This is a genomic window from Amycolatopsis aidingensis, assembly GCF_018885265.1.
Lineage (GTDB): Bacteria > Actinomycetota > Actinomycetes > Mycobacteriales > Pseudonocardiaceae > Amycolatopsis > Amycolatopsis aidingensis.
Genome location: NZ_CP076538.1, coordinates 455,672 through 470,405, shown reverse-complemented (window position 1 = coordinate 470,405; position 14,734 = coordinate 455,672). Strand labels below are relative to the sequence as shown.

The following is a 14,734-nucleotide window of genomic DNA, read 5'->3' as shown; positions in this document are numbered from 1 at the left end:
CCTGGTGTGCGGGTTCTGGTGCTAGGCGGGTACGGCGCGGTCGGTGCCCGGGTCATGACGGAGCTGGCGGTACGCGGGGTGACCGCGCTCGCCGCCGGCAGGGATCGCCTGCGCGCCGACCGGGTGGTCGACCTCACGGTGCCCGGTTCGTTCACTGCCGCGCTGTCCGATGTGGACGTTGTGGTGAACGCGGCGGGGACGGAGGACCCGGCGCTGGCGAAGGTGGCGACGGATCAGGGGGTGGCTTTCGTCGAGCTCACCGCGAGCACCGGGTACGTGGCCCGGCTGGAGCGGCTCACCCCCGCCGCGCCGCTGCTGCTGAGCGTCGGTTTGGCGCCGGGCCTGACCAACCTGCTGGCCGCGGATCTGCACGCCACCGAGCCCGGTCCGATCGACCTGGCGGTGGTGCTGGGTGCCGGTGAACGGCACGGTGCTGCGGCGACGGAGTGGACCTATGGCTTGCTCGGCCGCCGGTTCGTGGACCCGGCGGGTGGCCTGGTGCGCAACTATTCCCGGCCCGCCGCGTTCGAACTGCCCGGCCTCGGCAGGCGCAGGCTGTACCGCACGGACTTCGCCGACCAACACGTGCTGACCCGCCAGCTCGGCGTCCCGGTGCGCACCTACTTCGGCCTGGACTCGCGGCTGGCGACCGCCGCGCTGGCCGGGCTCACCTGGCTGCCCTACGCCGAGCGGGCCCCGCGTGGCGTGCACTTCCCCGGCACCGACCGCTGGCTGATCCTGGCCCGCGCCCGCAACGGCACCACCCGCTGGGCACACGGCCGCAACCAGTCGCACGCCACCGCGGTGATCGGCGCGATGACCGCCGTGGCCGCCGTTGGCTTACCGGCCGGGGTCCACCACCTGCACCAACTGGCCACCCTCAGCGACGTCCCCGCAGGCCGCGGCGTCAAACTCGGCGACTCGCTGGGATAAGGCTCACCAAGAACGAAGCCCAAAAGCGGAACAACGTTCATCGGTCACCTCGAGTGGCATTATCAAATTCTTCCAGCCAGGAAACAAAGTCGTCTCTGGCATATAAGTACTCACCAGGATCAATCTCACCGTCACAGAGAACCAGTTTCGATATGGCTTCCCAAGTAGGTTCGTCCTCGACGCCAGGATCAAACGCATAAACCCACTGGCCAGCCCACTCAGAAGTCGATTCACGAGATTCGGAACCATTTATTAAGCCCATCATCTTACTACGAACTTCTGCCCTCGAAGGAGGCAAAGGAGGAGTCACCAGTAGCCCTCGTAGTTTCCATGCTCGTCAAATTTGTAGTGCGTCTTCCCTTTCCCGTCAAATTGAGGACGAACCTGCCGTATTACTCCATTCTGATCCAGCGTTTCCATCCACGTCCTGTATCTTCCGTGCACGGGATCCCATTCTCTAACCTTCCGCATACCAATCATCTTTCCCGAAGTCTTCGCCGGCGTAACTCGCCCATAAAACCGGATCTTTCCACCGTCAATCTCACGGACTCCAGCCTTGCCATACTGCTTCAGTTGACGTCTAAACTCTTTGAGTTTATCGCCTTCGAATTTTCCAGCCAAAACGTTGGCGTCAGCCCCGGTGTTAGCGAGACGCTTCGCGAGCTTACCACCGGCCGCCAAGTCTCCCAGCAAGGGAAGTGCAGCACCAGCAGAACCTAATGCCGACCAGAAGTCTCCCTCAAACATGTACAGAACAGAGCTTCCAATGTCAGCAGCAGCACCATAGACCGGATGAAAACCCGCCACATCTAGCACATCATGAATGGACCCAGTCGGCTCCTGCTGTTGAACCAACGTGGGCTGCGGACATTGGTAAATGTCGCCGGTGACTGGGACACATCCAAAGCTTGCATTTTTCAATTCAGAACCAACTCGACGCTCCACAGTTTTAACTACCGGATCATTGCCAGTAGCTGACTGTATAAGCTTCTGGATCTGCGGGTTCTGGTCAACAATATCTTTACCTGCTACGCGGCGGGCAGGAACGCTGGGATTGGACGATACCGGAGGGCGCGAGGAATCGCCATAGTGATGACTATTGGCGGTCTGGGGGATCGGAATCGGCGTGTTCTGGGCCGCGTATCGGGCGTACTTGCGAGCTTTGATTCCTGGCGGAGGCGGCGGAGGAGACGGCGCACCACCGCTTCCTGCACTGGGACGGCCACCGCTATTACCTGACCCCGAACCCGGACCTGGTCCACGGCTGTTTCCTCGCCCATTTCCCGCACCAGAGTTTTGACCGGCACTGTTCGAGCCATCACCAAATGCTCGCTCGAACAAGTTGGAAACCCAGCTGGGCCATCCTCTGGATGGTGGGCACAGACACCAGTTATCCGGTAGATGGCCGTCCGGGTCGGTGTGGTTGGTGGGCGAGCCGAGGGCGTAGCCATATCGGTTGGCCGCGTTCGACGGGGTGTTGGGCAGGTCGATGCTGTCCCGCGCGGTGAACGTGCCCGTGCCCGGCGTGTACCAGCGGGCGCCCATGTCCACCTCGCCGGAGGCCGGGTCGGTATAGTCCGACTGGTAACCCAGCGCGGACGAAACACTCTCCGCGGCCAGCGGTCGGCCGAACGGGCCGTAGGCAGCCGAGCCTGCCAGTTCGTCACTCGCGGGATCGAGGCCCGCCACCACGTCCTGGTGCTGGTCGGTGATGGCCAGTTGCCCGGAACCGCCCGCCGATTGTGCCAGCAAGCCACCGTCCGCGCCACGAGCGAAGACCGACGTGCCGGTCGAGACCAGGTTCAGGCTCGTGCCGTCGTAACCGAAGGACTGACCGTTGCGCGCCGACATCCGGTCCAGGCCGTCATACTTGTAGCTGACCTGGCCCCGGCGCACCGCGCGGTCGAAGGCGTCGAACCCGTACTCGACCTCACCCCGCGACGCGAGCGTGCCGCGGGCGGTCCAGGTGAGAGTCGTGTCGCCGTCGGTGAGCTGCCGGTTGCGCTCGTCGAAGGTGGCCGTCCGGTCCCCGGCACTGATCCGGTTGCCGGAGGCGTCCCACTCGTAGCCCGTGGTGGTTCCGTCGCGGGTCCACGAGGTCATCCGGCCCGCGTGGTCGTAGCCGTAGGTGTTCTCCGCGGCCCCGGCCGTTCCGGCTGTCTTCTTCGAGGTGATCCGGTCGTTCAGGTCGTAGCCGTACTCGATCGAAGCCAGCACCGAACCGCCGGAACCCCGCAGGGTGTCCGAGATCCGCCTGCCGAAGGCGTCGTAGCCGTACTCCCGGACCCGGCCACCGCCGTAGTCCACGGCCGCCAGCGCACCGGCGTCGTCATACGAATAGCCTTGCGTGACACCGGTGATCCCGTCGGTGGCACCGGCCAGCCGCCCCTGGTTGTAGGTGAACACCGAGGTCCCGGCCGCGTCGACCCGCTGGGTCAGCCTGCCTGCGGCGTCGTAGCTGTACTCCGTCTTGCCCGACACCGGCCCCTCGCTGGTCAGCAGCGCGCCGCGGTCGTTGTAGTCGAAGGTCTTCTCCCCACCGGGGGCACTCACCGCGAGCAGTCGCCCCGCCGCGTCGAACCGCTGGGTCCGCTCGGCGGTGGGCTCCTGCGCACCGGTACCGGTCTCCTGGACCAGCCTGCCGAGGGCGTCATAGCTGCGCTGCCTGGTGACGCCGCCGGGCGCCTGCTCGGTGACCGGGTTGCCCGCCAGGTCGTAACCCACGGTCCAGGTCCGGTCCGCGGCGGCCGGATGGGCCTCGGTGGCCGGTTCGATCACCGACTCCGGCAGACCCAGCGAGTTGTAGGTCTGCACGGTGTCATTGCCACGACCGTCCGTACTGCGGGTCGGGTTCCCGGCCGGGTCGTAGCCGAAGCTGGTGACGATCTTCTCCGCGCCGGAGACCAGCTCCTCCTGGCGCACCAGCCGGTTGTGGCTGTCGTACTCGAACTCCGCGACCCGGGCATACGGATCGGTCACCGAAACCCGGTTGCCGGCCTTGTCGTACCCGAACGAGGTCTTGCGCAACACCCGCTCGGCCGCGTCCAGCTGGTACACCCCGGTGTTGCGCCCGGCCTGATCGAAGGAACGGTAGGTGGTCCGGCCGAGCTCGTCGGAGACCCGCACCTGCTCGCCCGCGAGGTCGTACCCGTACTGGGTCACCACCCCGGCCGGATCGGTGCTCTTGGTTCGCTGGCCGAGGATGTCGTACTCGTGCCGGGTGGTCGCCCCGGTCGGCGACACCACGCTGGTCAGGTTCCCGGCATCGTCGTAGTGCATCCGCGTGGTGTACGCGGCGGCCTCCGGCCAGCGCTCCAGCTCCGTCGCGGTGACCTGGCGACCGAGATCGTCATAGGTCGCCTCGGTGCGCGCGCCGGTCGGGTCGGTCACCGAGAGCGGCTCGCCGGTGTGCGTGTAGGTGTAGCGCCACACCCCGCCGGGCTCCTCGCCCGCGTCGGCCCTTGGGTCGGTCCGCTCGACCATCCGGCCGAGCTGGTCGTACCGGTACCGGGTCACCGCCCCGCGCGGATCGGTGACCTTGATCGGGTTGCCCGCGGCGTCGTACTCCGTGCGGGTCACGGCCTGCGCGGCGGTGTCCGCGCCGGGCTTGCGGTACTCCGGCGAGGAGACTTCCACCGCCCGGCCGAGCCGGTCGTATTCCACCGCGCTGACGTGACCGTTCTCGTCCCGCTGTGCGGTCGCCTCGCCGAAGGTGTTGTAGCCGGTCACCGTCCGCGGCCGGACCTGTTCCGGCTCACCCCCGCCGGTCTCCACCGCGACGGTCGGCTGGGTGACCGTGGTCAGCTGGCCCACACTGTCGTACCCGAAGTCGGTGGTGTGGCCGCGCGGGTCGGTGCTGGAGGTACGCAGCCCACGCTCGTCGTAGGTGTGTGCGGTGACCAGCTTCTGTGAGCCATTGTGGACGGTCTTACTCGTGGTCCGGCCCGCCTGGTCGTAGCCGTACTCGGTGACCTCGACCCGCCCACGATCCAGGCGCGTGCTGTTGGAGCTCTGCCCGCTGTGCACCACCTTCGTCACGTCCCCGCCGGGGGCGTAGGTCAGCTCGCTGCGGTGTGCGAGGCCTCCCGGATCCTGGATCTGGGCGATCCGCCTGCCGAGCTTGTCGTACTCGTACTCGGTCACCAGCCCGGTGGCGTTGGTCTCCCGGGTGAGGTGACCTGCCGCGTCGTAGCTGAACTCGCTGAGCGTGATGTCCCTGATCGGGGCTTCCGGGTCGAACGGGTCGTTGACCTTCTTCGCGACCACCTTCCGGACCTTGTCGTCCTCGTAGTGGTGGTAGCGCAACGTCCGCCCCATCGCGTCCGTTTCCCTGACCTTGCGGCCCGCGAGGTCATAACCGAAGGACGCCAGCACCAGGCTTTCCCCGGCCTCGGCATTGCCCGCACCATCGCCGCCGTCGCCTTCGCCCGGGTCGAGCGGCTCGCCGTGCCAGCCGCGCAGCCGCACCTCGGCGATCGCGTTGCGCGCGGTGTAGCCGTACTCGTACTTGTTGCCGTTCGGATCGACCTTCCAGATGCGGTTGCCGAAGCCGTCGTAGCCGTAGAACGTCTTGCCGCCCTCGGCATCGGTGACCTCGTTGACCCGGCCGTGCTCGTCGTAGCCTTGCATCGTGACGCGGCTCGGGTCACCGCCGGTGAGGTCGCGGGTTTCGACCCGGGTCTCGTTCCCGTCCGCGTCATAGGAGGTCACGGTCTGCCCGGTGTGCGTCTCCCCGGTGACCGCGTCGGTCACCGGGGGCGCGGTCACCGAGGTGGGCCTGGACAGCTCGTCGTACTCGAACTTCGTGGTGAGACCGTCCGGGTAGGCCGCGCTGTACTGGGTCTCGGTGATCTTCCGGCCCAGCGCGTCGTAGGTGTAGGCGGTGCGCAGCCCGGCCGGGTTTTGCACACTGGCCAGGTCACCGTTGCTGTAGTACCGGTAGCTGGTGACCCCGCCCCGCTCGTCGGTCGTGGTGGCCAGCAGCCCTTCGGGAGTGCTACCGCCATCGACCGCGGCGTCGTTTCGGGTGGTGTAGGTGTGCCGTACCACTGCCCCGTCGGGGGTGGTGGTGCTCCGCAGCAGGCCTCTTACCCCGGTGCCGGTGTAGCTGTGCTTGGTGGCGTACGTGTCGTCATCTGGGCCGCTGGACCGGGGGTCCCGCACCGCGAGCAGCTTGTCGTTACGCGGGTCGGTGACGTCGTTCGCGTTGACGTAGTACTCGTAGTAGGTGGTCTGGCAGTTGTCCGGCCGCACCCGGCAGGTCGTGCGGGACAGCACGTTGCCCCGCTGGTCGTTGGTCAGCACGACCTCGTTGCCGAGCTCGTCGCCGATGGTGGTCTGGAAACCCTCCTCGTCGTAGTCGTAGGTACGCACTCCCTGCCCGAGCACCGGCCCGCCGACCCAGTCGCTGCCACCGTTGCTCGGTCCGCCGCAGTGCTGTGGATCGCCGTCGTCGGTGGGCGGTGGCAGGTCGTCACAACCGGGGATCTCCGGTGGGGCGGGTAGATCGTCCTCGCCCCGCCGGTCCTCCGGCCGCAGCCCCAGCCCGAGCGGCGCGATGTAGCGGAGGATGCGTCCGCGCATCGGGTCGTAGTCGTAGACGTGCTTCCGTCCGCCGGGATCGGTGACCGTGGTGGTGCGCACCAGGTTGTTCTCGGTACCGGTAACCCGCGGCCTGCCGAGCTCCCAGTGGCCACCGTTGCGATCGGTGTACTCCCGCAACCGGTCGGCCTCGGTGTCATAGGACATCTCGGCCGCGACTCGTCCACTGGGGAGGGTGATCTTGGTGAGATAGTCCGCGCTGGTACGGGCTTTGAAATGCGCGCGGGCCGCAGTGGCACCGAGTGGATACTCGTAGAAGGCCACCTCGTCGATCAACCCGGAGAAGTGCCGCCGCGGCTCGCTTCCCCACTGCGGCCACGCCGAGGGCGGCACCGTATAGGCCGCGCCGATCTGGTTGTGCACCAGGCCGCTGTGGTCGATCTCGCCCTGGACGGTTCCGACCTTCCGCCCGTCCAGGTACATCGTCTGGGTGGCCAACGATCCGGAGAGCACCACGTGATGCCACTGGTCGTCGTTCACCGGCTCGGCCGAGGTGATCGGTTCGACCTTGCCGTGCGGGAACTGCCCGCGCAGCTTGCCGTCGTTGCCGACGTACAGGGCGGGCGCCGCGCCGGTCGAGGTCTCGTCGATCGGCGCACGCTGGTATCCGAACAGCGGGCCGCCCTCGGTGGTCTTGAACCAGAGCTCGATGGACAGGTCGCGGTTCTTGCGCACGGTGCCGTCCGGCACGGTGACCACCGAGGAGCTGCCGTCGAACTCGACAGCGGTGTCGGCTGAGTCGGCGAGGGCTCCCGGCCTGCCGAGGGTGACGTTCTCGTACGTCCCGTCGTCCTCACCCAGCTTGACGCCGACCTGGCTGTCCGCGGTGCTGCCCTCGGCCTCGCCGAGCCGCCAGTAGGACGCGGGTCTGGAGTCGAGCACCGAACTGCGGTAGTGCGAACCGTTGGTGTACTCGTAGTTGGTACAGCCGCCCAGCGGGTCACAGACCTTGGTGAGCTTGTCGCCCTCGTAGCTGTAGTTCCAGGTGAGCTGCTTGCCGTTGACCGGATCGGTCTTGACCGAGGAGATGTGGTCCCCGGACCAGTCGAAGTACAGCACCCGGTCACTGGTCCTGCTGATCGCCCGGCGCAGCTTGTCCAGCGGGTTGTAGGCGAGTTCGACCATGTGGCCCGCCTTGTCCCGCACCGTCATCAGCACACCGTCGTAGCGGAACTCGTAGCGGGTCGACTTCTTGTCGACCATGACCCAGCCGCCGCCCTCCTCGGGAAGCTTGGCGTGGAAGTCCACCTGCCTTCCCGGTGGTGCCGAGAAGGTGCCGTCATGGTTGCGGCCGAACCGGACCTGCTGACCGTCCGGATAGGTCACCACGACATTGCCCGAGCCGTCCTCGTCCGGATAGACTCGCATGTCGTAGCGGGTCGACCAGCCCGCGCCGAACAGCAGCTTCTTCCGCGGGTCCAGGCTGTTGTAGGTGCGCGCCACGGTCAGCTCGGGCCCGGTGGTGGACACCGAGGCGTCGATGGCGCTGGAGAAATAGTTCCCGGTCTGCGGGTCGAAGTCCTTCTTGGCTCCGCTGTACGGCGCGTTGGCGAGGTGCGCGGTGATCTCCGGCTGGGGCACCGCGGTGAGGATGTGGCTCGGTGGCAGCTTCTGGCTCTCCGAGTTCCCGTCGTAGGCGAACGCACGCCACTGGTAGTCCTCGCTCCACCGCAGCGCGCCCTCTGGCACGGTCCAGGTGCGCTTGTCCACGTAGCCGGAGTCCGTACAGGAGATTCCGCGCAGCGAGCCGTCCGGTTGCTTCTCGTAGTCGCTGCAGATCTCGAAGCGGTACTGCAGGTCGGTATCCACCGGCGCGTCCACGTCCACCGCGTCCACCCACAGCTGCGGGGTGAGCGTCGGCGCCGAGTAACCGTTCGGCGGGTACTGGGCCTTCACGATGGGTGGCACATCGAAGACGGTCATCACCAGCCGGGTCGGCGGGATCTGCTCGTCGGTGAACCACGGCCCTCCGCGCCGCAGCATGCTGAAGTCCAGCAGGTAGTCGCCGGGATCCAACGGCTTGATGAACGCTTCCATGGTGACCGAGCCGCCGCGTGGGACGTCATGCGGAAGGGACGCGGCCTCGGTCGATTCGACCGGCCTGCCCTTGGCGGTGAACGCCCGGTAGCCGAGTGCGAAGTCCCCCTTGGTCCAGGTGTGCGCCCCACGGTTGGTCACAGTGATCTTGACCTTGCCGCCCTGGGTCCTGGTGACCGGCGGCTCCGGCACGCCGCGATCCACCCGATACTGCGCGTCGTAGGCGCTGTGCGTGACGAACAGCCGCGGCGGGTTGGCCGTGCGATGCCCGGCGAACTTCTTCCAGCCGAACCGGTCGGTCGCCGAGGCACGCACCGAGAGGCCGTAGTTCGGCTGGGCGCCGGTCACCCAGCGTTGCACCAGGTCCCTGCCCCCATGACCGAGGTTGATGACCTCGGTGGCGGTGGGACAGCTCGAGGCATGCTGGTGCAGGCCGATGTAACCACGGGCGAAGGACTCGCGCGCCAGTGCCGGCCCGACTGAGGGACCGGGATAGCCACCACTGCTGCCCCACGGGGAGGTCACGGCGTGCACGGTCACCGGCCGGGGCCGGCAGGACCAGGACCACATGTTGGTCAGGCCGAGCTGAACCCCGAAGATCTTGTGATTGCGCAGTCGGTCCTGGATCCCGTCGAAGGCCAGGTAACTCGCGGTGCGCAGGCTGCCGGTGGTGCCGATCTTCAGCTGGGTGCCACCGTCGAACCGGTTGCCGTTCTGCACGTACATGCTGTGGTTCGCCTGGGAGGTGTCCAGGCTGGGATCCACCTCCACCGGGTACTGCCGGGCCGGGTCCCGCAGCCAGGCCGAGTCCAGCTCGACCCGCAGCGCGGGCTGCCCGCCGTGCTCGACGAGCCGGTAGGTCACGCCGTGTGAAGTGGTGAAGTCCCCGGTCTGCGGGTCCCGTTTGGCGTCGGTCATGAACCCGGCCGGGATCCGGGCCCGTTCCCTGCCGTCCGAGTCCTTCAGCACCACGGTGTTGTCCGCAACGGACGGTGTCAGTCCGTTGAGGCGTAACGGGAAGGTCCAGGTGTGCGGGGCCTCCGGGGAGGAGAGGACGATGGTCTCCTTGAACCCTCCGGCAAGGGAGTCGATACGTAGGTCCGCGTGCTGCCGCACGCCGCGGTAGGTCACCGTCGCGCCATCGACCTCACCGGTGGCACCCGAGGCCCCGGCGAGCGCGAACCCGAACTCGTGCCGCTGGTCCAGTCGCGCGGTGGCCAGTGTCGGCGCGTCCGCCGAACGGGCGAACTCCAGCCGCACGTTGTCGCCGCCGTTCCGCCAGCCGCGCCCGCCCGGCAGCGGGGTCAGGGTCGGGTCGATCGGCTGGTAGTCGCCGCCCTCGTCCCGGTAGTTCAGGGCCTCCCTGCCGAACTCGGTGGTGTAGGTGCCGTCCTCGTTGCGGTAGGTGCGTTCATGCTCGGTTCGCAGGGCGGGCAACTCGCGACTGGTGTCCTCGTCGAAGCCGCGCACCGACTCCGGGCGCTGCTCGACCCGGACGTCGTTGCCGCGCTGGGCCGTGCCCCCACCCTTGATCTCGGGGTACTTCGACTGCAGTGAGCGCGGCGAGGCCCGGTTGGGCTCGCTCTCCGCCTCCTCCGCAGGCGGAGTGGCCGCGGAACCCCATTCCTGGTCCGGGGACTGCTCGATGGCGGCCTCCAAGCGCTCCTCCGCGTCCGGCCGCGGGCCGATGTACCGGACCGCCGGTCCGATCAGGCCCGCTACCAGCGCGAAGACCAGCCCCAGCAGCACCACGTTTCGCGTGTGTCGCGGTCGGCGCGCGCGAGTTCCCCGTAACGAAGACATGACAAAAGAACCTTCCGTGAAGGTCGGCCTGATCCACCCCTGATATATGCGCGTCTACCCAGTGAACGCGCCCCTGAGATCCTGCCGGACACATCGTCGGAAAACAAGAAAATACGACTGATCAGCCCATCGACCGGTACGAGTGCCCTGGGCCGTTCAGCGCAAATTTTCTCGATCATGTAACACTCGAGAACAATATTCGATCCAGCGATCAGCGGGCGCTCCGTGCACTTGAGCCGTTCGGCCCGCGCATGGGGGACGGCGCACTCGCCTCCTCATAACTGACCGACACAGTGAGGAAATCGCACTATATGAGATTCACGTCACGCCCATTTGGCAGAAAACTACTCGCGGTGCCACTACTGGCCGTGACTTCAGCTGCCCTTGTGGCCGCACCGGGCCCGGCTGCGGTGGCCCAGGAGTCCATCCAGTGCCAGGACAATGTTGCGATCTTCTACCAAAAGCCGGACACCGGATTGGACATAGACCGCCACAAGGAGCCGGAGACCGGCGCACGCTCATGGACAGGACGAAAAGGTGTCGGCTTCGGCTGGGACGGTGGCGCGGTCGCCGGTCCGGACGGCCTCGTCTATGCCATCACACCCGAAGGCGAAGTACACAAGTTCCGCCGACTACAGAACAAGTGGGATAACGGCGGCGTCTCAATCACCATAAAAACCGGATGGACCGATCCAGGCTACCGAAACAAGATTACCGTCGACTCGATCGGCGACTTTTATGTAATTCTATCCGACAACACGCTACGCTGGTACCGCTACGACGAGAACTCCGAGGAATGGTCAGAAAGAACACTGGCCTTCAATTGGGGTCGGTTCGACATGATTACCGCAGGCGGCAACGGGGTACTGTACACCCGCACCAGCAACGGCGACCTGTACCGTCACCAATATCATGCCGAAAGCCAACGGTGGATTGAGCGTGACAACAAGGTCGGCAATGGCGGCTGGCAACGATTCAGTTCTATTACCTCCGCCGGAGCAGACGTCATCTACGCCGTGGACCGCGACAGTCATGACATGCTCTGGTATCGCTACCTCGGCGATGGCGAGTGGGCCGAAGGCCCCAAGACGGTCGGCAGCATTCCACCAGACTGGCACATGACGGCCACGTCGAATGCCTGCGAACTCCTAAACGAGCCACTTCCGGAACCCGTGACGGTTCCACTTCGGGACACCGCACCGAACGCGATCGTGGAAGGGGAGGACGGCCGACTGCACCACTTCTACGTGGACAGCTACGGCAGGTTCGTCCACGGCGAGCAGCGCAACACCGACGACATCACCATCATCGACTTTCACCTCATTCCCGGTGAGCGGTCCACGGACATCCCTACCGCCGCCGTCCGGCAGGACGGAAGCATCATGGCGGCCGCACTCGGACAGGACGGGGTAACACGGGGTGGAGCCTTCCCCGACGGGGCGAACAATTGGCCTGAGACGGTCAGTATGGGTGGCTGGACCTCCAGCCCGGTTGCCTACGTACCCCGGCACGACGATCAGCTGCGGGCATTCGTCGTGGATCCGCAGGGTTGCCTGTGGGAGACCGACCAGTACGCGGACGGCATGAAGTTCATGCCCTGGTGGCTGCACGGCGGCTGCGGCAGCTTCGCTTCGGTGGCGCCGACGATCTCCCAGTCCGACCCGGACAGCTACCGGCTCACCTTGCTGAAGCGGGACGGCCGGTACCAGACCATCTCGAATGTCGACGGCGACTGGGGAACCGGCTGGGAGGTGCTCTACGGAGACCGGTTCACCGGCAGGGCGGCCACAGCACTCAACGGCGACAGGCTGCACATCTTCGCCAAGGACGAGGAAGGGCGGATCAAGTTCCAGGTGGAGGAGGCCGATGGCAGCTTCCCCGGCACCTGGACGGAGATCCCCGGGCTCACCGCCACCGGCACGCCCGCGGCGAGCGTCACCGGGAACGGGCTGGTCCAGGTGGCCGCCAGGGCCGCAGACGGCTACGTCTACGTCACCGAACAGCTGAATCCGGGCAGCAACGCCTACCGCGACTGGCAACGGCTCCGGGACAGCCGAACGGGTGCCTCCTATCCTTCGGCGACCGATCCGGCTTCCATTGACCGGGCCAGCGGTAGCGTCGCGTTCACCTACCGTGACTCGGACGGCACGGTGTACGCATTCGAGTCCGTTACTCCGCAGATCGGCTCACGCAGCACTGCGGATACCGCAGCACGGACCGGCTACCTGGGCGGTCCCGCTTCGAAGCCACGCTTCGAGAAGTAGCACGCCACCCCGTCCTGGGCCCGGTGAGCATGGTCGCTGGGCCCAGGACGGACGGTTACCGGGAACCCGGCTGGTTCAACCAGGCTGGTGGGTCCTTCGGTGCTTGCCATCCAGGTAAACCCCGCTGTGGCTTCAACATGGCCACGAACACCCCCAGCGCCACCACATTGACGATGATGGCCGCGTCCTCGGTGACCCACCTGAGGTTGAGCGCGACGTACAAAAACACCAGAAACCCGATCAAGAGACGATCGGCCTCGTTCCGGAAGTGATCGAACAGCAACGCGGCCGCGGCCAGTAGCACGGGCGCGATCATGACAAAGACCCGCTGAGTATCGGTCGCGAAAACCCGGCCAAGCAGACAGGTGAGAAAAATAAACACATTGACCACGAACAACTCGCTGCGCACCCCGCTTTGCCGATAGAGACGGTACAGACCGTAAGCGGCAATCAACCACATGAAGTCGAAAACCCCGAACAACAAGAGTTGCTCGTTCCCCTTGCGAATATTGAGCGCGAACAGGATGTTCTCGAGGACACTGGTCCCGTTCTGACCGGACAGTGCCTGGTAGCCCTCGTCACCACCGATCTGCGCCTGTGCCCAAATCCGGAAGAGGAAGTAGAGGGCCGCGGCGATCACCACGCCCAATGCGCTGTAGAGCACGCTCCGTGCGCGCAGCGATCCAGACCGGATCCACACCAGCAACGGATACAGCGGGGCAAGCAGGAGTGTGGTCTCCTTGTTGATCGAGCCGATGACGACAATCAGCAGGAACTGCCACAAGCGTCGCTTGAACAGGAAGTAGATGGCGATCGCATACAGCAGGTTGTTCAACGGGTCGACAAGCCAGACGTTCCCGTAGTTGTAGATCGTGTAGCTGAAGGTGAACGCGAGAACAAGAGCGAACGTCGTACTAGTGAAAAGACTTAAGCGGAAGTGGCTCCACAGCAGCTCGAAGAAAACTAATATCGCAATATTCGTCACCGTAAAGGTGAATAGTATCCAGGCATAATCGAGATCAAGACCGGATACCCCATGGATGATATTCACCAGCCAGGGAGTCAGTATTCGCAGCGCGAAAGGGTTGTCGACCTGCGCGAACGTCTCCTGCGACATCTTGAAGTAGTTGATGGCGTCGCCGAAAGCCTGCTCGTGGGCATCCCTGCTGAAACTTGCCGACGAGATCAGGTTGATGAAGCCGACAACGATCAGGGATGAGTAGACAAAACAACGGCGAAGGACACGTTCTTTCAACGTCACGAATTTCATCCCACTCGTCGAGCCAACAACCAGGGAAACGTTATCATTCGGCCAGCCACCGACCGCATGGACCTCAGCGGGTGCACCGATCGACAGAACTCATCGCAACCACTGGCAACCCGGCATCGGCAGACCACTGGTTCGCACTGGTTCGCCGCGCGGACCAGTGCGAACCGGACCAGACAGAGGCGTGTCTGGCGTCACATCCTCTTTCGTACGAAAGTACTGAGTTCGGTCAGCCCGGCAGGTCGAACTGCCCCGCCTTGACCGCGACGAGGAACGCCGTCCACTCGTCGGCGTCGAAGACGAAGACCGGGCTCTCGGCCAGCTTCGTGTCCCGCAGGCCGACGAGCCCGTGCCCCAGGTTGACCTCGACGCAGTTCCCGCCGTTGGGCTCACTGGCGAAGGACTTCTGCCAGTTCGCGGCCTGGAACAGGCTCGCTGCCGTGTTCGGGTTGTAATCCGTCTTCGCGGCATAATCGGCCACGAGGTACCTCCGTGCCAAGTTTCGGAACCGGTACGGGCCTGCACGTGCCTGCCCAGTTCCGGCGCCCCGTAGTCAGTGCCACCCACCATGCCGCCGTCTGAGCGACATTGCAGCGGTTGGCTCGACAGTGTGATTAATCTACGAGTAGGATTATTACTAGTCGGTAGTGATCTTGTGCAAGCAGTAGCCACAAGCACCCGACGACAGGCGCTCAACTGGGGAGGAGCAGGAGTGAAAATTCAACGAACGGTCATCTCGGATGCGCAGGTGACCATGAGCGCGCAACGCCTCGACCAGCCCACGATGGGTCGGTGAGGGGCCATGACCGTACGTCTGGACCTGGAGCCT

General features: G+C 65.4%; 5 protein-coding genes. 2 read left to right on the top strand and 3 right to left on the bottom strand.

Features of this window, described 5'->3' with window-relative positions; translation table 11 throughout:
• Nucleotides 1–6 precede the first annotated feature (6 nt).
• The gene (locus KOI47_RS02305) at nt 7–933 is read left to right on the top strand and encodes a saccharopine dehydrogenase family protein (RefSeq protein ID WP_216213428.1); all 927 of its coding nucleotides are present in this window, start codon (nt 7–9) and stop codon (nt 931–933) included.
• Nucleotides 934–1,239: 306 nt separating this feature from the next.
• On the opposite strand, the gene KOI47_RS02300 is transcribed toward KOI47_RS02305, so the two are convergent.
• Nucleotides 1,240–10,323: a LamG-like jellyroll fold domain-containing protein gene (locus tag KOI47_RS02300; protein WP_216213425.1), complete on the bottom strand. Its 9,084-nt coding sequence runs from the start codon at nt 10,321–10,323 to the stop codon at nt 1,240–1,242.
• 404 nt (nt 10,324–10,727) lie between these two features.
• On the opposite strand from KOI47_RS02300, the gene KOI47_RS02295 reads away from it, so the two are divergent.
• Nucleotides 10,728–12,638, top strand: coding sequence for a tachylectin-related carbohydrate-binding protein (locus KOI47_RS02295; protein WP_216213422.1), 1,911 nt, complete (start codon nt 10,728–10,730; stop codon nt 12,636–12,638).
• A gap of 55 nt (nt 12,639–12,693) precedes the next feature.
• Here the strand turns inward: KOI47_RS02295 and KOI47_RS02290 are convergent, their stop codons facing one another.
• Nucleotides 12,694–13,908 carry a hypothetical protein gene (locus tag KOI47_RS02290; RefSeq protein WP_216213419.1) on the bottom strand — a complete coding sequence of 405 codons (1,215 nt, stop codon included), beginning with the start codon at nt 13,906–13,908 and terminating at the stop codon, nt 12,694–12,696.
• A 226-nt stretch (nt 13,909–14,134) separates the two neighbouring features.
• A complete protein-coding gene (locus KOI47_RS02285) occupies nt 14,135–14,386 on the bottom strand; it encodes a DUF397 domain-containing protein (RefSeq protein WP_216213418.1) in 252 nt (83 codons plus the stop codon).
• Nucleotides 14,387–14,734: the final 348 nt, after the last annotated feature.

Bases quoted from the DNA above. Each gene is read 5' to 3' on its own strand.
- KOI47_RS02290 (WP_216213419.1), bottom strand. From the start codon at position 13,908: ATGAAATTCGTGACGTTGAAAGAACGTGTCCTTCGCCGTTGTTTTGTC.